Below are 21,781 nucleotides of genomic sequence, written 5' to 3'. Positions count from 1 at the left end.
TTGGATTTCGGGTTGTAATGCAGCATGAAAGACAATGGGTAGGGCTTGTCGACTTCGACAGGCCTGGCCCCTTAAGGAGAGGACAATGGTTGCGGTAAGAAGTGCACATATAAATAAAGCTGGTGAGTTTGATCCAAAGAAATGGATCGCGAGTCTGGGGATCTCCAGCCAGCAGTCGTGTGAACGCTTAGCCGAAACCTGGGCGTACTGCCTCCAGCAGACACAGGGGCATCCGGATGCGGATCTGCTGCTGTGGCGTGGCGTGGAGATGGTAGAAATTCTCTCTATGTTGAGCATGGATATCGACACGCTGCGTGCCGCAATGCTGTTCCCTCTGGCTGATGCCAACGTGGTCAGTGAAGACATCCTGCGCGAGAGCGTGGGCAAATCCATTGTTCATCTTATCCACGGTGTGCGTGATATGGCGGCGATACGCCAGCTTAAAGCCACGCATACCGATTCAGTTTCTTCCGAGCAGGTCGATAACGTCCGTCGCATGCTGCTGGCAATGGTGGATGACTTCCGCTGTGTGGTCATCAAGCTGGCAGAGCGGATTGCCCATCTGCGTGAAGTGAAAGACGCGCCGGAAGATGAACGCGTTCTGGCGGCAAAAGAGTGCACCAATATCTATGCACCGCTGGCCAACCGTTTGGGAATCGGGCAATTAAAATGGGAGCTGGAAGATTATTGCTTCCGTTATCTGCACCCGGCTGAATACAAACGCATAGCCAAGCTGCTGCATGAACGTCGTATCGACAGGGAACATTACATTGATGAGTTCGTCGGTCATTTGCGCTCAGAGATGAAAACGGAAGGCGTCAAAGCCGAAGTGTATGGACGTCCGAAGCATATCTACAGCATCTGGCGCAAAATGCAGAAAAAGCAGTTGGCCTTCGATGAACTGTTCGATGTACGCGCAGTGCGTATCGTGGCAGAGCGTTTACAGGACTGCTATGCCGCACTCGGGATAGTACATACTCACTATCGCCATCTGCCGGATGAGTTCGATGATTACGTTGCAAATCCGAAACCCAATGGCTACCAGTCAATCCATACGGTTGTACTGGGGCCGGGCGGGAAAACCATCGAAATTCAGATCCGTACAAAACAGATGCACGAAGATGCCGAACTGGGCGTCGCGGCGCACTGGAAGTACAAAGAGGGCACCGCTTCAGGCGCGGCGCGTTCTGGTCATGAAGATCGCATTGCGTGGCTGCGTAAGCTGATCGCCTGGCAGGAAGAGATGGCGGATTCCGGTGAAATGCTGGATGAAGTCCGTAGCCAGGTCTTTGATGACCGCGTGTACGTCTTTACGCCAAAAGGCGACGTTGTAGACTTACCTGCGGGCTCCACGCCGCTCGATTTTGCTTACCACATTCATAGCGATGTGGGGCATCGATGCATTGGCGCGAAAATTGGCGGGCGCATCGTACCGTTTACCTACCAGCTGCAGATGGGCGATCAAATTGAAATTATCACCCAGAAACAGCCAAACCCAAGCCGCGACTGGCTGAATCCTAACCTTGGCTACGTAACCACCAGTCGTGGGCGTTCGAAGATCCACGCCTGGTTCCGTAAACAGGACCGCGACAAAAACATCCTTGCTGGTCGCCAGATCCTCGACGATGAGCTGGCGCATTTAGGTATCAGCCTGAAAGAGGCGGAAAAACACCTGCTGCCGCGCTACAGCTTCAATGAGCTGGACGAGTTGCTGGCGGCGATTGGTGGGGGAGACATCCGCCTCAACCAAATGGTGAACTTCCTGCAGGCGCAGTTTAATAAGCCAAGCGCTGCCGAACAGGATGCCGCCGCGCTGAAACAGCTTCAGCAGAAAACACAGGCACCGCAGAGCCGTCGTAAAGACGACGGTCGTGTGGTGGTGGAAGGGGTAGGTAACCTGATGCACCACATCGCCCGCTGCTGCCAGCCGATTCCAGGCGATGAGATTGTCGGGTTTATTACCCAGGGACGCGGTATTTCCGTGCACCGGGCGGATTGTGAACAGCTGGCTGAGCTGCGCTCCCATGCACCGGAACGTATTGTTGATGCAGTCTGGGGCGAAAGCTACTCGGCAGGGTATTCGCTGGTGGTTCGCGTCCAGGCCAACGATCGCAGCGGCTTGTTACGTGATATCACCACGATTCTCGCCAACGAGAAGGTGAACGTGCTGGGAGTTGCCAGCCGAAGTGATACAAAACAACAACTGGCCACCATCGATATGACCATCGAAATTTATAACCTGCAGGTGCTCGGGCGCGTGCTCGGCAAGCTGAACCAGGTACCGGATGTGATCGACGCACGTCGCTTGCACGGTAATTAATGATTTTGTAGGCCGGATAACCTTGTAGGCCTGATAAGACGCGTTAGCGTTGCCATCAGGCATTGCTATGTTGCCGGATGTCGGCTATCGCCTTATCCGGTCTACTGTATTGAAATTTCAGGACATTCCAATGAATCAAATCGACCGACTGCTCGGTATTATGCAGCGCCTGCGCGACCCGGAAAACGGCTGTCCGTGGGACAAAGAGCAGACATTCTCCACTATTGCCCCATACACCCTCGAAGAAACCTATGAAGTGCTGGACGCGATTGCGCGTGAAGATTTTGACGACCTGCGCGGAGAGCTGGGCGACCTGCTGTTCCAGGTGGTGTTTTACGCCCAGATGGCGCAGGAAGAAGGACGCTTCAACTTTGATGATATTTGTGCTGCGATAAGCGATAAACTTGAACGCCGTCATCCACATGTTTTTGCTGATGTTTCTGCCAGTAACAGTACTGAGGTTTTGACCCGTTGGGAAAAAATCAAAAGTGAAGAACGCGCCCAGAAGGCACAGCATTCCGCACTCGACGATATTCCCCGCAGTTTACCGGCATTAATGCGCGCCCAAAAAATCCAGAAACGCTGCTCAAATGTTGGCTTCGACTGGAAAACGTTAGGACCGGTTGTCGACAAGGTTTACGAAGAGATCGACGAAGTCATGTTTGAGGCTAAGCAGGCTGTTGTTGACCAGGCTAAACTGGAGGAGGAAATGGGCGATCTGCTATTTGCTACGGTTAATATGGCCCGGCATTTAGGCACTAAAGCAGAGACCGCATTGCAGAAAGCGAACGAGAAGTTTGAGCGGCGTTTTCGTGAAGTTGAGCGAATTGTGGCTTCGCGCGGTCTGGAAATGACTGGTGTTGATCTGGAAACTATGGAAGAAGTCTGGCAACAGGTAAAACGGCAGGAAATTGATCTCTAAGGGATTTCGTCGGTCAAGGGCGATTTGTGTGATTTTTTAAATAACAAGCGCTTGATTTACGTCAAAAACATTTACCCAAAAGAGGCTATTTTCTCTTCCCGTTATGTTGATGAAACACCTTGTATACTGCCTCTTCGAGTTATTCGAGTCGCAACAAGGCGGCGACTGAAAGAATCCCCAGGAACATAGAAATGCTATGTGACTGGGGTGAGTGAAGGAAGCCAACACCGGTGCGGCTTGAAGAACGAAGGAGAGGGGATAATGAAAGTTTGTGGCGCTCGTCATGTTCGGGTATACTACTTTCCCGTCTTGGTAATTCCATCGTTTCACCCTAACTTCTCAGGTCCAGCATGACAACGAACTATATTTTTGTGACCGGCGGGGTCGTATCCTCTCTGGGAAAAGGCATTGCCGCAGCCTCCCTGGCAGCCATTCTTGAAGCCCGTGGCCTCAATGTAACCATGATGAAACTGGATCCGTACATCAACGTCGATCCAGGTACTATGAGTCCAATCCAACACGGGGAAGTGTTCGTTACCGAAGACGGCGCTGAAACCGACCTGGACCTGGGTCACTATGAGCGTTTCATTCGTACCAAAATGAGCCGCCGCAACAACTTCACTACGGGTCGTATCTACTCCGACGTTCTGCGTAAAGAGCGCCGTGGCGACTACCTGGGCGCAACAGTTCAGGTTATCCCGCACATCACGAATGCCATTAAAGAGCGCGTTCTGGAAGGCGGTGAAGGTCATGATGTTGTTCTGGTCGAAATCGGCGGAACCGTTGGGGATATCGAATCTCTGCCGTTCCTTGAAGCGATTCGCCAGATGGCCGTAGAAATTGGCCGTGAGCACACGCTGTTTATGCATCTGACGCTGGTTCCGTACATGGCGGCGGCTGGTGAAGTCAAAACTAAACCGACTCAGCACTCTGTAAAAGAGCTGCTTTCTATCGGTATTCAGCCAGATATCCTGATTTGCCGCTCCGATCGCGCAGTTCCGGCTAATGAACGTGCAAAAATTGCATTGTTCTGTAACGTTCCGGAAAAAGCGGTGATTTCTCTGAAAGATGTCGATTCCATCTATAAAATCCCGGGCCTGTTGAAATCTCAGGGCCTTGACGATTATATTTGTAAACGATTCAGCTTGAACTGTCCGGAAGCTAATCTGTCAGAATGGGAACAGGTTATTTACGAAGAAGCGAATCCGGCAGGCGAAGTGACTATCGGTATGGTCGGCAAGTACATTGAACTGCCGGATGCCTATAAGTCAGTTATCGAAGCGCTGAAGCACGGTGGTCTGAAGAATCGTGTCACCGTCAACATCAAGCTGATCGATTCGCAAGATGTCGAAACGCGTGGCGTTGAGATCCTGAAAGGTCTTGATGCAATCCTGATCCCAGGCGGCTTCGGCTACCGTGGTGTTGAAGGTAAAATCGCGACGGCGCGCTTTGCGCGTGAGAACAATATTCCTTATCTGGGCATTTGCCTGGGTATGCAGGTTGCGTTGATTGAGTTTGCACGTAACGTAGTGGGTATGGATAACGCCAACTCCACGGAATTTGTGCCAGACTGTAAGTACCCGGTGGTGGCCCTGATTACCGAATGGCGCGATGAAGACGGCAACGTCGAAGTCCGTACCGAGAAGAGCGATCTGGGCGGCACAATGCGCCTTGGTGCGCAGCAGTGTCAGTTGAGCGACGATAGCCTGGTTCGTCAGCTGTACGGCGCGCCGACAATTGTTGAACGCCATCGCCACCGTTACGAAGTCAACAATATGCTGTTGAAACAGATTGAAGCTGCGGGTCTGCGTATTGCAGGCCGTTCCGGTGATGATCAGTTGGTCGAGATCATTGAGGTACCGAATCATCCGTGGTTCGTGGCCTGTCAGTTCCACCCGGAATTTACTTCCACGCCACGTGATGGGCACCCGCTGTTTGCCGGCTTTGTGAAAGCCGCCAGTGAACATCAGAAGCGTCAGGCGAAGTAAGAAGTAAATAAGTTAGAACGGCAATGCACCCATTAGGGTGCATTGTTTGTCTGGAGTTTTAGTTTAACTTGTACTGAGGAAAATCTAATGTCCAAAATCGTTAAAATCATCGGTCGTGAAATCATCGACTCCCGTGGTAACCCGACTGTTGAAGCCGAAGTACACCTGGAAGGTGGTTTCGTTGGTATGGCAGCAGCTCCGTCAGGTGCTTCTACTGGTTCCCGCGAAGCACTGGAACTGCGCGATGGCGACAAATCCCGTTTCATGGGTAAAGGCGTACTGAAAGCTGTTGCAGCTGTTAACGGCCCAATTGCTCAGGCTCTGCTGGGTAAAGATGCTAAAGATCAGGCTGGCATCGACAAGATCATGATCGATCTGGACGGTACTGAAAACAAATCCAACTTCGGTGCAAACGCCATCCTGGCTGTGTCCCTGGCTAACGCCAAAGCAGCAGCTGCTGCAAAAGGCCTGCCGCTGTATGCACACATCGCTGAACTGAACGGTACTCCGGGTAAATACTCCATGCCGGTTCCGATGATGAACATCATCAACGGTGGTGAGCACGCTGACAACAACGTCGACATCCAGGAATTCATGATTCAGCCGGTTGGCGCTAAGACTCTGAAAGAAGCCGTTCGTATGGGTTCTGAAGTGTTCCACAACCTGGCTAAAGTTCTGAAAGCTAAAGGTATGAACACTGCAGTTGGTGACGAAGGCGGCTATGCGCCGAACCTGGGTTCCAACGCTGAAGCTCTGGCTGTAATCGCTGAAGCGGTTAAAGCAGCTGGCTACGAGCTGGGCAAAGACATCACCCTGGCGATGGACTGTGCAGCTTCTGAATTCTACAAAGACGGTAAATACGTTCTGGCTGGCGAAGGCAACAAAGCATTCACCTCCGAAGAATTCACTCACTTCCTGGAAGAACTGACCAAACAGTACCCGATCGTGTCCATCGAAGATGGTCTGGACGAGTCTGACTGGGACGGTTTCGCATACCAGACTAAAGTACTGGGCGACAAAATCCAGCTGGTTGGTGACGATCTGTTCGTAACTAACACCAAGATCCTGAAAGAAGGCATCGAAAAAGGCATCGTTAACTCCATCCTGATCAAATTCAACCAGATCGGTTCTCTGACCGAAACTCTGGCTGCGATCAAAATGGCGAAAGACGCTGGCTACACCGCTGTCATCTCTCACCGTTCTGGCGAAACTGAAGACGCTACCATTGCTGACCTGGCTGTTGGTACCGCTGCAGGCCAGATCAAAACTGGTTCTATGAGCCGTTCTGACCGCGTTGCTAAGTACAACCAGCTGATTCGTATCGAAGAAGCTCTGGGTGAACAAGCACCGTACAACGGTCGTAAAGAGATCAAAGGTCAGGCGTAATCCTGTTCTTTAGCTCTTAACGTAAAAACCCGCTGCGGCGGGTTTTTTTATGTCTTTAAAGCAGCAACGGTAAGGTCGCGCTGGCGGTTTGCTGGCTCACATCACCGTACTTTTCATCCAGCGCAATCAGCGACGTGGTGAGAAGTTCTACCAACAGCATCACTCCCACCTTGGCGTTTAGCGCGCCAGCACTTAACGGACCTTCGGGTTTGGCTGCGACCAGTTGAATATCACTCAGCGAAGCCAACGGGCTGCGCGGCGTATTACTTAACGCCAGTACGCGCACGCCTTGCTTACGCGCCAGTTTAACGACATGCAGTAGATCGCGCGTCGAGCCTGAACTGGAAATCGCTACCACCAGCGAGTCTTTGTTAAGCGTTGTGGCGTTCATGGCTGCACGATGCATGTCACTGAACAATTGTGCAGGTTTGCCGAGGCGCAGGAGTTTGTAATGTAAATACTCACCCAGAATAGCGCTGGCCGCTACGCCATAAATCTGTACCGACTGGGCCTGATGCAGTGCCAAAGCGGCGGATTCCAGTAATGTCCTGTCGAGTAATTTTGCTGTGTCCTGCAGTGCTTGTACGGATTCATTGACCACATTGTCAATTTCATCCCCGCTGTGCTCTACCGGATGTCCTTGCTGGAGATCGAGTGCCAGCGCCATTTTGAATTCGTTATAACCCTTACACCCAAGTGCGCGGCACAGACGTGTGACGCTCGCCTCGCTGGTGTCGCTTTCACGGGCCAGTTCGGTAATCGTCAGGTAGACAACTTTTGCCGGATCGCTGAGCACAAACTCTCCCAGCTTCTGCTGTGTTCGGCTATATCCGTCAACGCCCTGGCGCAATCTCAGCAGCAGGTTTTCATTTTCTGACATGCAAAATCCTTAATGCGTTTATCTGTTGATAGTGTGGCGGAAAGCAGGGGAGAGATGCCAGTCATTTTAAAAAAGTATGATCGGCTTCCTGGGTTTTGATGATAATTTTCATTTTATATATTAAATATGGTAAAAATTTTCATCATTAATCGGGGAGATGAAAAAATGATGCAAATGTTTAGCGGCGCTTCATCGGGCGCATGGTTCGAAAAGGCACAGCGGTTCGGCAAATCGTTCATGCTGCCGATTGCGGTACTGCCCGCTGCGGGGCTGTTGTTAGGGATTGGCGGCGCGCTGTCGAATCCAAACACATTGACTGCTTATCCGTTTTTGGACGTTGACTGGTTACAGGCAATCTTCACGATCATGACCAGCGCAGGTTCTATTGTGTTTGCCAACCTGTCGGTGCTCTTTGCGGTGGGTGTTGCAGTAGGACTGGCTAAAACGGATAAAGGCACCGCCGGGCTTGCGGCATTGCTGGCATTTCTGGTGATGAACGCCACCATCAACGCTTTATTGACGCTCAACGGAACGCTGGCACACGAGAATCCCGGTGCCGTAGGCCAGGGGATGACGCTGGGTATTCAGACACTGGAAACGGGGGTGTTCGGTGGGGTGGTGATTGGGCTTGTCACCTGCGCGCTGCATAGCCGTTTCAATAAAGTCTCATTACCTCAGTTCCTTGGTTTCTTCAGCGGTTCGCGCTTTGTACCGATTATTAGCTCCCTTGCCGCGATTGTCGTGGGTGCGGTCATGACGGTGGTTTGGCCGCATTTCCAGAAACTCATTTTTGGACTGGGTGGTCTGGTGGATGCGACAGGCTATCTGGGGACGCTGTTGTACGGCTTCATCCTGCGTATGCTTGGCCCACTGGGTTTACACCATATCTTTTATTTGCCCTTCTGGACGACGGCGCTGGGCGGGAGTGAAATCGTCAACGGCCAGTTAGTTGAAGGTACGCAGCGTATTTTCTTCGCGCAACTTGCCGATCCGAATACGCAGCAGTTCTATGCGGGCACCTCGCGCTTTATGTCAGGGCGCTTCATCACCATGATGTTTGGCCTGCTTGGCGCATGTCTGGCGATGTACCACACCGCCAAGCCTGAGAACAGAAAACTTGTCGCTGGTCTGCTGTTGTCAGCTGCCCTGACCTCTTTCCTGACAGGGATCACTGAGCCTATCGAGTTCTCCTTCCTGTTTGTCGCACCCGTGTTATACGTCATTCACGCCTTCTTCGATGGTCTGGCGTTTATGATGGCGCATATTTTACATATCACCATCGGGCAAACCTTTTCGGGTGGGCTTATCGATTTCCTCCTTTTCGGCGTGCTACAGGGGGAAGCTAAAACCAACTGGATGTACGTCCCCATGGTGGGGATCCCGTGGTTCTTCCTTTACTACTTCACCTTCCGCTATTTGATTAACCGCTTTAACTGGTTGACACCAGGTCGTGAAAACGCAGCGCCGACTGAATCCGGCCTGCCGCAGAGTGAGCGAGCAGCGGCAGTGATCGCCGGGCTGGGAGGCAAAGAGAATCTGGAAGAGGTGGATTGTTGCGCCACACGCCTGCGCGTGACGGTGAAAGAGAGCAGCAAGGTCGATGAAGCGGCGCTGAAAGCGACCGGAGCGCGTGGCGTAATTATTCGCGGCAACGGGGTTCAGGTGATTTATGGCCCGCATGTCACCATCATTAAAAACGAAGTCGAAGAGATCTTATCGTAATGAAAACTGTACTGGATTCCCTGAAAGGTAAATTAATTGTCTCCTGTCAGGCGCTGGAAAATGAGCCCCTGCACAGCCCGTTTATTATGTCACGTATGGCGCTGGCGGCAGCGCAGGGCGGTGCGGTAGGTATTCGTGCGAACAGCGTGGTGGACATTCGCGCGATCAAAGAGAGCGTCTCCCTGCCGGTGATTGGGATTATCAAGCGTGATTATCCGGGTAGCGATGTGTTTATCACGGCCACTTTACAGGAAGTCGATGAACTGATGACCGTTGAGCCGGATATTATTGCTCTGGATGCGACAGCGCGCCCGCGCCCCGGTGGGCAAACGCTGGAAGAACTGGTCACGCAGATCCGTGCTCGCTATCCGTCCGTACTGCTGATGGCGGATATTGCCACCGTAGACGAAGCGGTGACCGCTGAGCGCCTGGGTTTTGACTGTGTGGGCACTACGCTCTACGGCTATACCGCTGATACTGCCGGGCATGTGCTGGCGGAAAACGACTGCGGTTTTTTACGTGATGTGTTGGCTGCGGTTAGCGTACCGGTTGTGGCGGAAGGGAACGTTGATACCCCTGAACGTGCTGCACGATGCCTGGCATTAGGCGCCCATACCGTGGTGGTTGGTGGGGCTATCACGCGTCCGCAGCAGATAACGGCACGCTTTGTCGCAGCGATCGCCTCGTAAAGCATCGATGGGGCATGATACTTTGGCGGGGATCTGCGATAATTATCGTTTATCCCCATATTGAGAGCGCTATGCAGTACCCGATTAACGAGATGTTCCAGACCCTGCAAGGTGAGGGTTACTTTACCGGCGTCCCCGCCATTTTTATTCGTTTACAGGGATGTCCGGTTGGCTGTGCCTGGTGCGATACCAAACACACCTGGGATAAGCTTGAGGATCGGGAAGTCTCCCTGTACAGCATCCTGGCCAAGACCAAAGAAAGCGATAAATGGGGTGCTGCGAGCAGCGAAGATCTGCTGGCGGTCATTTCGCGTCAGGGCTATACCGCCCGTCACGTGGTGATCACCGGTGGCGAGCCCTGCATTCATGACCTGATGCCGCTGACTGACCTGCTGGAAAAGAACGGCTTTAGCTGCCAGATTGAGACCAGCGGCACGCACGAAGTACGCTGTACGCCGAATACCTGGGTGACCGTATCGCCGAAGGTGAATATGCGCGGTGGCTATGATGTGCTGTCACAGGCGCTGGAGCGCGCGAATGAAATCAAGCATCCGGTTGGCCGTGTCCGCGATATTGAAGCGCTGGATGAACTACTGGCGACGTTGAGTGACGACAAACCGCGAATCATCGCCTTACAGCCAATCAGCCAGAAAGAAGATGCGACGCGTTTGTGCATTGATACCTGTATTGCGCGTAACTGGCGTCTGTCGATGCAGACCCATAAGTATCTGAATATTGCCTGATAACTGTGCCGGGGGCGTTTCGCTTACCCGGCCAGAGTTTGTTGCTCGTTGCTGGCCGGATAAGACGCATTGCCATCCGGCAAGCCTATAATCGCTCGCCGCGGTATACGCAGCCCGCTGTGCAGGTTTCTTTCACCATTACGGCACTCAGCAGAGGGACCACAGGTTTAACCTGATCCCAAATCCATTTGGCCAGCACTTCGCTGGTTGGATTTTCTAAGCCAGGAATATCGTTCAAATAGTAGTGATCGAGTCTGTCGTAAGTCGGCTTAAACGCGGCTTTTAACTCAGCAAAATCCATGATCCAACCGGTATGCGGATCGACTTCACCGGTAATTTCAAGACGCACCATAAATGAGTGACCATGCAGGCGGCCACACTTATGCCCTTCCGGTACATGCGGCAGGTGGTGAGCGGCTTCGAAGGTGAAATCTTTAAACAAGGTGGTGGACATTTTTTACTCTCAAGAATGCGAAAAACCGCGGTAGGGTACCGTAAAGAGCAAATTTTATCATTATTTATACACGTCATTCTTTAAGCTGCTTCTTTGTTGGCTGCCTTTGCTCGCCCCAGTCACTTACTCATGTAAGCTCCTGGGGACTTGCTCAGTTGCCGCCTCGATGCATCTTAAATTATTTAGTGTATAAAAGGATGCTCAGTACCAAAGCTACATATTCATACAACCAATATTGGTTAATTATTTATATATCAAATAGTTATATAATCTGTTTTGCTGTTAATAACTATAACTAAAACAGGTTAGTCCATTTGGTTATTTGTTATTTCCATCCCTTCTTTAATTGTTACTATCCCCGCCGTTAACCTTATCTTCAGTTTGGGTTTTATTGCTGAAATCCGCTTTGCTTACTGGAACATGACAACGCATGACGACACAGGCCCCACCTTCCGCTTTGCTACCGCTAAACCCGGAGCAACTGGCACGCCTTCAGGCGGCCACGACCGATTTCACTCCCGCACAGCTTGCGTGGGTTTCTGGCTATTTTTGGGGCGTGCTGAATCAGCAGCCTGGCAGCAATGTGGTGGCGACTGCGCCTGTCGCTGAAATGCCTGGCATTACGCTTATCTCCGCCTCGCAAACTGGTAATGCGCGTCGTGTGGCGGAAGCCCTGCGCGATGATCTGATCGCCGCGAAGCTCAACGTCACTCTCATCAACGCTGGCGACTATAAATTCAAACAAATCGCCAATGAAAAACTGCTGATCGTGGTGGCGTCGACGCAAGGGGAAGGTGAACCGGCGGAAGAAGCCGTGGCGTTGCATAAATTCCTGTTCTCGAAAAAAGCGCCGAAGCTTGATAACACCGCTTTTGCCGTATTTGGTCTTGGCGATACCTCTTATGAGTTTTTCTGCCAGGCAGGAAAAGACTTCGATGCGAAACTGGCTGAGCTGGGCGGTGAACGTCTGCTCGACCGCGTCGACGCCGACGTCGAATACCAGGCCGCCGCCGCGCAGTGGCGTGCTCGTCTGGTTGATGTCCTGAAAGCGCGTGCGCCTGCGGCACCGTCTGTGCAAGTTGCCGCCAGCGGTGCAGTAAATGAAGTACACACCAGCCCATACACCAAAGAAGCGCCACTGACGGCGTCCCTTGCGGTGAATCAGAAAATTACCGGCCGCGACTCTGAAAAAGATGTGCGCCATATTGAAATTGATTTAGGCGATTCCGGACTGCGTTATCAGCCGGGCGATGCGCTGGGCGTCTGGTATCAGAATGACCCGGCTCTGGTTAAAGAGCTGGTTGAACTGCTGTGGCTGAAAGGTGATGAGCCGGTCACGGTTGAAGGCAAAACCCTGTCGCTCGCTGAAGCGTTGCAGTGGCATTTCGAGCTGACGGTTAACACCGGCAATATCGTAGAAAACTATGCCACCTTAACCCGCAGCGAAACTTTGCTGCCGTTAGTGGGTGACAAAGTACAGTTGCAGCATTACGCCGCAACCACGCCCATCGTCGATATGGTGCGCTTCTCTCCGGCGCAACTGGATGCTCAGGCGTTAGTTGATCTTCTGCGTCCGCTGACGCCGCGTTTGTACTCCATTGCTTCTTCTCAGGCGGAAGTGGAAAGCGAAGTGCACGTCACCGTGGGCGTGGTGCGTTATGAGATAGAAGGTCGCGCCCGTGCTGGTGGTGCTTCCAGTTTCCTCGCCGACCGCGTGGAAGAAGAAGGTGAAGTTCGCGTGTTCATTGAACACAACGACAACTTCCGTCTGCCGGCGAACCCACAGACGCCGGTAATTATGATTGGACCGGGTACGGGGATTGCGCCGTTCCGTGCATTCATGCAGCAACGTGCGGCTGACGGAGCCGAAGGCAAAAACTGGCTGTTTTTTGGTAACCCACACTTTACCGAAGATTTCCTGTATCAGGTGGAATGGCAGCGTTACGTCAAAGAGGGCGTACTGAGCCGTATCGATCTCGCCTGGTCCCGCGATCAAAAAGAAAAAGTCTACGTACAAGATAAACTGCGCCAACAGGGCGCGGAACTGTGGCGCTGGATTAACGACGGTGCGCACATTTATGTCTGCGGCGACGCCAATCGCATGGCGAAAGACGTTGAGCAGGCGTTGTTGGAAGTGATTGCCGAATTCGGTGGTATGGATATCGAAGCGGCGGATGAATTTTTAAGTGAGCTGCGCATTGAGCGCCGTTATCAGCGAGATGTCTACTAATGAGCGAAAAACATCCAGGACCATTGGTGGTCGAAGGCAAACTGTCCGACGCTGAGCGTATGAAGCTGGAAAGCAACTATCTGCGCGGTACCATTGCCGAAGATTTAAACGACGGCCTGACCGGCGGGTTTAAAGGCGACAACTTCCTGCTGATCCGTTTTCACGGTATGTACCAGCAGGACGACCGCGATATCCGCGCCGAACGTGCCGAGCAAAAGCTGGAGCCGCGTCACGCGATGCTGCTGCGCTGTCGTCTGCCGGGTGGGGTGATCACCACCAAACAGTGGCAGGCGATCGACAAGTTCGCCCATGACAACACCATATACGGCAGCATTCGTCTGACCAACCGTCAGACCTTCCAGTTTCACGGTATTCTGAAGAAGAACGTTAAGCCGGTACACCAGATGCTGCATTCAGTCGGGCTTGACGCTCTGGCGACCGCCAACGACATGAACCGTAACGTGCTATGCACCTCGAATCCGTATGAATCTGAGCTGCATGCCGAAGCCTATGAATGGGCGAAGAAAATTTCCGAGCACCTGTTGCCGCGCACCCGCGCCTATGCAGAGATCTGGCTCGATCAGGAAAAAGTCGCGACCACCGACGAAGAGCCGATCCTCGGTCAAACCTATCTGCCGCGTAAGTTTAAAACCACGGTCGTGATCCCACCGCAGAACGACATCGATCTGCACGCCAACGACATGAACTTTGTGGCGATTGCGGAAAACGGCAAGCTGGTGGGCTTTAACCTGCTGGTGGGCGGTGGTTTGTCGATTGAGCACGGCAACAAGAAAACCTATGCCCGTACGGCAAGCGAGTTTGGTTATCTGCCGCTTGAGCATACGCTGGCCGTGGCGGAGGCTGTGGTGACCACGCAGCGTGACTGGGGTAACCGTACCGATCGTAAAAACGCGAAAACCAAATACACGCTGGAACGCGTAGGCGTTGAGACCTTTAAAGCTGAAGTTGAGCGCCGGGCGGGGATCAAGTTTGAGCCGATCCGTCCGTACGAGTTTACCGGTCGCGGCGATCGTATCGGCTGGGTGAAAGGGATCGACAATAAATGGCATCTGACGTTGTTTATTGAAAACGGCCGTATCCTCGATTATCCGGGCCGACCGCTGAAAACCGGTCTGCTTGAGATCGCGAAGATCCACAAAGGTGAGTTCCGCATTACCGCGAACCAGAACCTGATCATTGCCGGTGTTCCTGAGAGTGAAAAGGCGAAGATCGAGAAGATTGCGCAGAAGAGTGGCTTAATGAACGCGGTCACTCCGCAGCGTGAAAACTCGATGGCCTGCGTCTCGTTCCCGACCTGTCCGCTGGCGATGGCGGAAGCCGAGCGCTTCCTGCCAACGTTTATCGACAACATCGACACGCTGATGGCGAAGCACAGCCTGAGTGATGAAAACATTGTCATGCGTGTGACCGGCTGCCCGAACGGTTGTGGTCGTGCGATGCTGGCGGAAGTTGGTCTGGTGGGTAAAGCTCCTGGGCGTTACAACCTCCATTTAGGGGGCAACCGTATCGGAACCCGTATTCCCCGGATGTTTAAAGAGAACATCACCGAGCCGGAAATTCTGGCATCGCTGGATGAACTGATTGGGCGCTGGGCGAAAGAGCGCGAAGCGGGTGAAGGCTTCGGTGACTTTACGGTGCGGGCGGGCATTATTCGCCCGGTGCTCGATCCCGCCCGGGATTTCTGGGAATAATGTGAAATTGACTTATCGGGTCTGCTGAATCGGTAGGCCTGATAAGCGCAGCGCCATCAGGCAAGGCAAACAGTGAGGAACTTATGTCCAAACTCGATCTCAACGCGTTGAACGAACTGCCGAAAGTTGAACGCGTTATGGCGTTGGCACAAACCAACGACCAACTGGAAAAATTGAGCGCCGAGGATCGCGTAGCGTGGGCGCTGGAAAACCTGCCTGGTGAATATGTACTGTCATCAAGTTTTGGTATCCAGGCGGCAGTGAGCCTGCATCTGGTAAATCAGATTCGCCCGGATATCCCGGTGATTCTCACCGATACTGGCTACCTGTTCCCGGAAACCTATCAGTTTATTGATGAGTTAACGGACAAGCTTAAGCTTAATTTGCAAGTCTACCGGGCAAAGGAAAGTGCGGCCTGGCAGGAAGCACGCTACGGCAAACTGTGGGAGCAGGGCGTTGAAGGCATTGAAAAATACAATGACATCAACAAGGTCGAGCCGATGAACCGGGCGCTGCAGGAGCTGAACGCGCAAACCTGGTTTGCCGGTCTGCGTCGAGAGCAATCGGGCAGTCGTGCGCATTTGCCGGTGCTGGCTATCCAGCGCGGCATGTTTAAAGTTCTCCCAATCATCGACTGGGATAACCGTACGGTTTACCAGTATCTGCAAAAACACGGTTTGAAATACCACCCGTTGTGGGATCAGGGCTATCTGTCGGTAGGCGATACCCACACCACCCGCAAATGGGAGCCGGGTATGGCGGAAGAAGAGACGCGCTTCTTCGGATTGAAGCGTGAGTGCGGACTGCACGAAGGGTAACAGGAAAGTGGTCCGGTAAGATTTACATCCTACCGGACCACTTCTTCAGGATTTACCCGCTTTTGCCAGTTCTTTTACCAGTGGCAGCATAATGCGTACCACGTCGCGGCTACGGTGCTCTATCCGGCCTGGTAACGCTTTATCAATGTGCTGCTGGTTATCCAGTCGCACATCGTGCCAGCTGTTGCCTGCCGGGAATGAGGCGCTTTTGGCGCGCTGTTGATAGCCATCTTTCTTGCCCAGGTTCCAGTTGGTCGCTTCAACTGAAAGAACGGCAATCCCCGCGTTGTCGAAGACCTCTGCATCGTTACAACATCCAGTGCCTTTCGGATAGTCTTTGTTCAGACCTGGATTGGTGCTGGCAACGATACCGCGGCTGTGCGCGATAGCCAGTGCCCGGTCGCGCGTCAGTTTTCGCACCGCTTCCGGGGTTTTCTTACCGCTATTGAAATAGAGCTTATCGCCGACGATCAGGTTATCGAGGTTGATAACCAGCAGCGTGTTTTTCTTCTCGGCGGCGCTCATTCGCTTCAGGATGTTCTCCGCGCCCAGTTTGCCTTCTTCCTCGCCGCTGGTGGCGATAAATCGAATACCGTACTGCGTCGGCACGTTTTTGAGTTTTTCCGCCAGTTCAAGCATTACGCCAACACCTGCGGCGTTGTCATCGATACCTTGCAGGGTTAATCCACCCAGATTGGCATCGGAGTCGGCGTCGCTTTGTGCGGCGTAGGTGTCGAGGTGCGCCATAATAATAATTTGCTGCGGCGCTTTGCCTTCATGTGCAGCAATAACGGTGCTTCCCGTTACGTTATGCCAGTTTTTACGGTTATCTTTGGCGGTATAAACATAACGGCTATTAAACGTCCGAATATCGCTGCTATAACCCATCTGCTGAAATTGTTGACGTATATAATCAGCAGACAACATTTCTGCCGGAGATCCCGTCACGCGGCCTGGGAAAAACGTTGCGATATATCGAGCCTGGGTATTTGCGATATCTCCGGGCTTCGAAGATGTTGCCTGTGCGGGAAGGATGAAGCACGCGCCGAGCGCCATGGCTGCAAGAAGGTGGCGCAATGCGAGAAACATGATGAGTCCTTAAATACCAAGCAGAAATTTTCAGCCGCTAGTATGAAACCGTGATCGAGGTAAAACAATTTCATTTGCTCCTAAATGCCCGAATTCCGGTAGCTTAAGCACTTTTTGATATTTGCTTTTCCGGATCGTTATTCCTTTGAGGAACTACTCATTCCAATTCGTAATTTCATTCGCCCTCTTGCCCTCCCTATAGTCAGGTTATCTGAGCATCGTTAGCAAAATAACGGCATTACATAGGAACGGTTATGGATCAAAAACGACTTACCCACCTGAGGCAACTGGAAGCGGAAAGCATCCATATCATTCGTGAGGTGGCCGCCGAGTTTTCTAATCCGGTGATGATGTATTCCATCGGCAAAGATTCCAGCGTAATGCTGCATCTGGCGCGTAAAGCGTTTTATCCGGGCACGCTGCCGTTCCCATTGCTGCACGTTGATACCGGCTGGAAATTCAGCGAAATGTACGAGTTTCGTGACCGCACGGCGAAAGCCTACGGCTGCGAACTGCTGGTGCATAAAAACCCGGAAGGGGTGGCGATGGGTATCAACCCGTTTGTCCACGGTAGCGCCAAGCATACCGACATTATGAAAACTGAAGGGCTGAAGCAGGCACTGAATAAATACGGTTTCGATGCCGCGTTTGGCGGTGCTCGTCGTGACGAAGAGAAATCGCGTGCCAAAGAGCGTATTTACTCTTTCCGCGATCGTTTTCATCGCTGGGATCCTAAAAATCAGCGCCCGGAGCTGTGGCACAACTACAACGGGCAGATTAACAAAGGCGAAAGCATTCGCGTCTTCCCGCTCTCTAACTGGACTGAACAGGATATCTGGCAGTACATCTGGCTGGAAAATATCGACATCGTGCCGCTGTATCTGGCGGCGGAACGTCCGGTGCTGGAACGCGACGGCATGCTGATGATGATTGATGACGACAGAATCGATCTGCAACCCGGTGAAGTGATTAAAAAACGCATGGTGCGTTTCCGTACGCTCGGTTGCTGGCCGCTGACAGGCGCGGTGGAGTCGAATGCGCAGACGCTGCCGGAAATTATCGAAGAGATGCTGGTTTCAACCACCAGTGAACGTCAGGGCCGCGTGATTGACCGCGACCAGGCGGGCTCCATGGAGCTGAAGAAACGTCAGGGGTATTTCTAAGGAGCCGCCATGAACACGACACTTGCACAACAAATTGCTAATGAAGGCGGCGTTGAAGCCTGGATGGTTGCCCAGCAACACAAAAGTCTGCTGCGCTTTTTAACCTGCGGTAGCGTGGATGATGGGAAAAGTACCCTGATTGGCCGCCTGCTGCACGACACGCGTCAGATTTATGAAGACCAGCTTTCATCGCTGCACAATGACAGTAAACGTCACGGCACTCAGGGCGAAAAGCTTGATCTGGCGTTATTGGTTGACGGCTTGCAGGCCGAGCGCGAGCAGGGCATCACCATCGACGTGGCGTATCGTTATTTCTCTACCGAGAAGCGTAAATTTATTATTGCGGACACTCCCGGGCATGAGCAGTACACCCGTAACATGGCGACCGGTGCGTCGACCTGCGACCTGGCGATCCTACTGATCGATGCGCGTAAAGGCGTGCTGGATCAGACTCGTCGTCATAGCTTTATCTCCACGCTGCTTGGGATCAAACACCTGGTAGTGGCGATCAACAAAATGGATCTGGTGGACTTTAGCGAAGAGACATTTAACCGCATTCGCGAAGACTATCTTACTTTTGCTGAACAACTGCCGGGCAACCTGGATATCCGGTTTGTGCCGCTCTCTGCGCTGGAAGGTGACAACGTGGCTTCGCAAAGCGCCAGTATGCCGTGGTACAGCGGTCCGACGCTGCTGGAAGTGCTGGAAACCGTTGAGATCCAGCGCATTGTTGATACTCAGCCGATGCGCTTCCCGGTGCAGTATGTGAACCGACCGAATCTGGATTTCCGTGGTTATGCCGGAACGCTGGCCTCCGGTAGCGTGAAGGTTGGACAGCGCGTCAAAGTGTTGCCGTCCGGCGTGGAGTCGAGCGTGGCGCGAATCGTAACCTTTGATGGCGATTTACAGGAAGCGCATGCGGGTGAAGCGATCACCCTGGTGCTGAAAGATGAGATCGATATCAGCCGGGGCGACCTGCTGCTTGATGCCGGTGAAACGCTGCCGACAGTACAAAGCGCTGCAGTTGATGTGGTGTGGATGGCGGAACAACCGTTGTCGCCCGGGCAGAGCTACGACATAAAAGTCGCAGGCAAGAAGACCCGCGCACGCGTTGATAGCGTGCAGTATCAGGTCGATATAAACAACCTGACCCAACGTGACGTTGAAGCGCTGCCGCTGAACGGCATCGGTCTGGTTAATCTGACTTTTGATGAGCCGCTGGTGCTGGATACCTATCAGCAGAATCCGGTTACGGGCGGGCTGATTATCATTGACCGCCTGACTAACGTTACCGTTGGCGCGGGACTGGTGCGTGAGCCAATCGTCCAGGAACTTGCCACAGCTTCTCAGTTCAGCGCGTTTGAGCTGGAGCTTAATGCACTGGTGCGTCGCCACTTCCCACACTGGGGTGCGCGCGATCTGCTGGGAGGAAAATAATGGCGCTGCATGACGAAAACGTCGTCTGGCATACCCATCCTGTTACACCGCAACAGCGGGAACAACGCCACGGTCATCGTGGTGTTGTGCTGTGGTTTACCGGGCTGTCAGGTTCCGGTAAATCCACGGTAGCAGGGGCGCTGGAAGAAGCGCTGCATAAGCTAGGGGTGAGCACCTATCTGCTGGATGGCGATAACGTGCGTCACGGTCTGTGCAGCGATCTTGGGTTTAGCGATGCCGATCGCAAGGAGAATATTCGTCGGGTTGGTGAAGTGGCTAACCTGATGGTAGACGCCGGCCTGGTGGTGTTGACTGCGTTTATCTCTCCACATCGCGCCGAGCGAAAAATGGTTCGCGAGCGCATGGGTGAAGGGCGTTTTATTGAGGTTTTTGTCGATACGCCATTAGCAACGTGCGAAGCTCGCGATCCAAAAGGGCTGTATAAAAAAGCGCGTGCGGGAGAGTTGCGCAATTTCACCGGAATTGACTCGGTTTACGAAGCGCCTGAATCGCCAGAGATTCATCTTGATGGTGAACAATTGGTAACAAATTTGGTTCCTCAATTATTAGACCTGCTGAGGCAGGAAGATATTATCAGATCCTGAGACACCCGAGCTTGCACGCCCGGTCAGTCACGGTCACAGGATTAGATATGCGTAACAGCCATAACATTACTATTACAGAGTCAGATACCTTCGCCGCCGACGACGAAACTACCTGGTCACTCCCAGGAGCCGTGGTCGGTTTTGTCGCGTGGTTGCTGGCGCTGGGATTCCCGTGTCTGATGTATGGCCCTAACACACTGTTTTTCTTCCTCTATACCTGGCCCTTTTTCCTTGCGTTGTTGCCCGTGGCGATTGTCGCGGGTATTGCTCTGCATTCGCTATTGAAGGGGAGATTGCTGCTGAGTATTGCCTGTACCCTGCTGGTGGTTGGCGCAATGTTTGGCGCACTGTTCCTGTGGCTACTGGGTTAGGCATACATCCTTTCACGCGATCGCCGCTGTTGTTCACTGTCTGGCCATAATTCAAACCGTAACCAACAATGAGATTATGTTCTCCTTACATGGGGTATACGTAACAACGGGCAAATGTGGTACATTTGCCCGCGTTGTCGCGGCATTCCCGTCCGTTGATGTAAAGTTGTCAGCGGAGTTTATGGGATGTTGATGCCGTTTTTCAGGGGGCAGGATGGGTAAACTTACGTTGCTGTTGCTGGCTTTATTAGTCTGGCTACAGTATTCGCTGTGGTTCGGTAAGAACGGCATACATGACTATAGTCGCGTCAACGATGATGTTGCGGCGCAGCAAGCTACAAACGCGAAACTGAAAGCGCGTAACGATCAGCTTTTTGCCGAAATTGACGATCTCAATGGCGGGCAAGAGGCTATCGAAGAGCGCGCGCGTAACGAACTCAGTATGACTAAGCCAGGCGAAACCTTTTATCGTCTGGTGCCTGACGCGTCTAAACGCGCTCAGACTGCAGGGCAAAACAATCGATAAACCGTCCAGGGATTTAACATGGCAGCCACTTTAATGGACGTTTGCGCCGTGGTGCCGGCTGCCGGGTTTGGCCGCCGAATGCAAACAGAGTGTCCTAAGCAGTACCTCTCTATTGGCAATAAAACCATTCTCGAACACTCGGTTGATGCGCTGCTGGCTCATCCCCGGGTGACGCGAGTCGTCATCGCTATTAGCCCAGGCGACAGTCGCTTTGCCCAACTTCCACTCGCAGCGCACCCGCAAATTACCGTGGTGGATGGTGGCAACGAGCGTGCCGATTCTGTCCTTGCTGGTTTGCAAGCCGCAGGTGAGGCCAGTTGGGTACTGGTGCATGATGCCGCGCGTCCGTGCCTGCATCAGGAAGATTTATCTCGTTTGCTGGCAATAAGTGAAACCAGCCGCATCGGTGGGATCCTTGCCGCGCCGGTGCGCGACACGATGAAACGCGCGGAGCCGGGCCGAACAGACATCGCCCATACGGTCGATCGCACCGATTTATGGCATGCGTTGACGCCGCAGTTTTTCCCTCGCGAGCTGTTGCATGACTGTCTGACCCGTGCGCTAAACGAAGGCGCAACCATTACGGACGAAGCCTCGGCGCTTGAATATTGCGGTTTTCATCCGCTGCTGGTCGAAGGACGCGCTGACAACATCAAAGTCACCCGCCCGGAAGACCTGGCGCTGGCGGAATTTTATCTGACCCGAACTATCTAGATACATCATTCT

The 21,781-nt window shown here is 52.9% G+C and carries 19 protein-coding genes; 16 read left to right on the top strand and 3 right to left on the bottom strand.

The features are described 5' to 3' along the window. The first annotated feature begins 85 nt into the window (after positions 1-85). From relA to eno, 4 genes are all read left to right on the top strand, one after another. The gene (gene relA / locus OGY04_RS15525; RefSeq protein WP_003825690.1) at positions 86-2,320 is read left to right on the top strand and encodes a GTP diphosphokinase; all 2,235 of its coding nucleotides are present in this window, start codon (positions 86-88) and stop codon (positions 2,318-2,320) included. Positions 2,321-2,450: 130 nt separating this feature from the next. Continuing rightward, positions 2,451-3,242 (top strand): nucleoside triphosphate pyrophosphohydrolase, encoded by a 792-nt coding sequence (gene mazG, locus OGY04_RS15520; protein WP_003825693.1) that lies wholly within the window; start codon positions 2,451-2,453, stop codon positions 3,240-3,242. A gap of 350 nt (positions 3,243-3,592) precedes the next feature. Further along, positions 3,593-5,230 carry a glutamine hydrolyzing CTP synthase gene (pyrG, locus tag OGY04_RS15515; protein ID WP_003034127.1) on the top strand — a complete coding sequence of 546 codons (1,638 nt, stop codon included), beginning with the start codon at positions 3,593-3,595 and terminating at the stop codon, positions 5,228-5,230. A gap of 87 nt (positions 5,231-5,317) precedes the next feature. Then, positions 5,318-6,616, top strand: a complete 1,299-nt coding sequence (gene eno, locus OGY04_RS15510) for a phosphopyruvate hydratase (protein WP_003034129.1) — start codon at positions 5,318-5,320, stop codon at positions 6,614-6,616. A 55-nt stretch (positions 6,617-6,671) separates the two neighbouring features. Here eno and OGY04_RS15505 read toward each other — a convergent pair whose 3' ends face one another. Beyond that, a complete protein-coding gene (locus OGY04_RS15505) occupies positions 6,672-7,496 on the bottom strand; it encodes a MurR/RpiR family transcriptional regulator (RefSeq protein ID WP_286585584.1) in 825 nt (274 codons plus the stop codon). Between the two features lie 165 nt (positions 7,497-7,661). Here OGY04_RS15505 and OGY04_RS15500 point away from each other — a divergent pair, with 165 nt between their 5' ends. The 3 genes from OGY04_RS15500 (at position 7,662) to queE (ending at position 10,650) form a co-directional block, all read left to right on the top strand. Further along, positions 7,662-9,218, top strand: a complete 1,557-nt coding sequence (locus OGY04_RS15500; protein WP_003034134.1) for a maltose/glucose-specific PTS transporter subunit IIC — start codon at positions 7,662-7,664, stop codon at positions 9,216-9,218. Beyond that, entirely contained in the window at positions 9,218-9,907 is a 690-nt protein-coding gene (locus OGY04_RS15495; RefSeq protein ID WP_286585582.1) for an N-acetylmannosamine-6-phosphate 2-epimerase, read from the top strand. The genes OGY04_RS15500 and OGY04_RS15495 overlap by 1 nt, the downstream gene beginning before the upstream one ends. A 71-nt stretch (positions 9,908-9,978) precedes the next feature. After that, on the top strand, positions 9,979-10,650 hold the full coding sequence (queE, locus tag OGY04_RS15490; RefSeq protein WP_003034139.1) for a 7-carboxy-7-deazaguanine synthase QueE: 672 nt from the start codon (positions 9,979-9,981) through the stop codon (positions 10,648-10,650). An 85-nt stretch (positions 10,651-10,735) separates the two neighbouring features. Here the strand turns inward: queE and queD are convergent, their stop codons facing one another. After that, entirely contained in the window at positions 10,736-11,104 is a 369-nt protein-coding gene (gene queD, locus OGY04_RS15485) for a 6-carboxytetrahydropterin synthase QueD (RefSeq protein WP_286585580.1), read from the bottom strand. Between the two features lie 430 nt (positions 11,105-11,534). On the opposite strand from queD, the gene cysJ reads away from it, so the two are divergent. The 3 genes from cysJ (at position 11,535) to cysH (ending at position 15,864) form a co-directional block, all read left to right on the top strand. Next, a complete protein-coding gene (cysJ, locus tag OGY04_RS15480; RefSeq protein WP_167820623.1) occupies positions 11,535-13,334 on the top strand; it encodes an NADPH-dependent assimilatory sulfite reductase flavoprotein subunit in 1,800 nt (599 codons plus the stop codon). Next, positions 13,334-15,046 carry an assimilatory sulfite reductase (NADPH) hemoprotein subunit gene (gene cysI / locus OGY04_RS15475; protein WP_003034148.1) on the top strand — a complete coding sequence of 571 codons (1,713 nt, stop codon included), beginning with the start codon at positions 13,334-13,336 and terminating at the stop codon, positions 15,044-15,046. The genes cysJ and cysI overlap by 1 nt, the downstream gene beginning before the upstream one ends. An 83-nt stretch (positions 15,047-15,129) precedes the next feature. After that, positions 15,130-15,864: a phosphoadenosine phosphosulfate reductase gene (gene cysH / locus OGY04_RS15470; RefSeq protein WP_286585578.1), complete on the top strand. Its 735-nt coding sequence runs from the start codon at positions 15,130-15,132 to the stop codon at positions 15,862-15,864. A gap of 45 nt (positions 15,865-15,909) precedes the next feature. Here the strand turns inward: cysH and OGY04_RS15465 are convergent, their stop codons facing one another. Further along, positions 15,910-16,953 (bottom strand): aminopeptidase, encoded by a 1,044-nt coding sequence (locus OGY04_RS15465; RefSeq protein WP_032944823.1) that lies wholly within the window; start codon positions 16,951-16,953, stop codon positions 15,910-15,912. Between the two features lie 254 nt (positions 16,954-17,207). Between OGY04_RS15465 and cysD the strand changes: the two genes are divergently transcribed. The 6 genes from cysD to ispD all read left to right on the top strand — a co-directional run bounded on the left by cysD (position 17,208) and on the right by ispD (position 21,769). Next, on the top strand, positions 17,208-18,116 hold the full coding sequence (cysD, locus tag OGY04_RS15460; protein ID WP_003034152.1) for a sulfate adenylyltransferase subunit CysD: 909 nt from the start codon (positions 17,208-17,210) through the stop codon (positions 18,114-18,116). A 9-nt stretch (positions 18,117-18,125) separates the two neighbouring features. Further along, positions 18,126-19,553, top strand: coding sequence for a sulfate adenylyltransferase subunit CysN (cysN, locus tag OGY04_RS15455; RefSeq protein WP_008785677.1), 1,428 nt, complete (start codon positions 18,126-18,128; stop codon positions 19,551-19,553). After that, entirely contained in the window at positions 19,553-20,158 is a 606-nt protein-coding gene (gene cysC, locus OGY04_RS15450) for an adenylyl-sulfate kinase (RefSeq protein WP_286585576.1), read from the top strand. The genes cysN and cysC overlap by 1 nt, the downstream gene beginning before the upstream one ends. Before the next feature lie 47 nt (positions 20,159-20,205). Beyond that, a complete protein-coding gene (locus tag OGY04_RS15445; protein WP_020996298.1) occupies positions 20,206-20,529 on the top strand; it encodes a DUF3561 family protein in 324 nt (107 codons plus the stop codon). 214 nt (positions 20,530-20,743) lie between these two features. Continuing rightward, positions 20,744-21,055, top strand: coding sequence for a cell division protein FtsB (gene ftsB, locus OGY04_RS15440; RefSeq protein ID WP_003034163.1), 312 nt, complete (start codon positions 20,744-20,746; stop codon positions 21,053-21,055). A gap of 18 nt (positions 21,056-21,073) precedes the next feature. Beyond that, positions 21,074-21,769, top strand: a complete 696-nt coding sequence (gene ispD / locus OGY04_RS15435; RefSeq protein ID WP_003825722.1) for a 2-C-methyl-D-erythritol 4-phosphate cytidylyltransferase — start codon at positions 21,074-21,076, stop codon at positions 21,767-21,769. Positions 21,770-21,781 lie beyond the last annotated feature (12 nt).

Source organism: Citrobacter sp. Cpo091, from assembly GCF_030332645.1.
In the GTDB taxonomy this organism is placed as follows: domain Bacteria; phylum Pseudomonadota; class Gammaproteobacteria; order Enterobacterales; family Enterobacteriaceae; genus Citrobacter; species Citrobacter portucalensis.
This window is presented reverse-complemented; position numbering and strand designations above follow the sequence as displayed.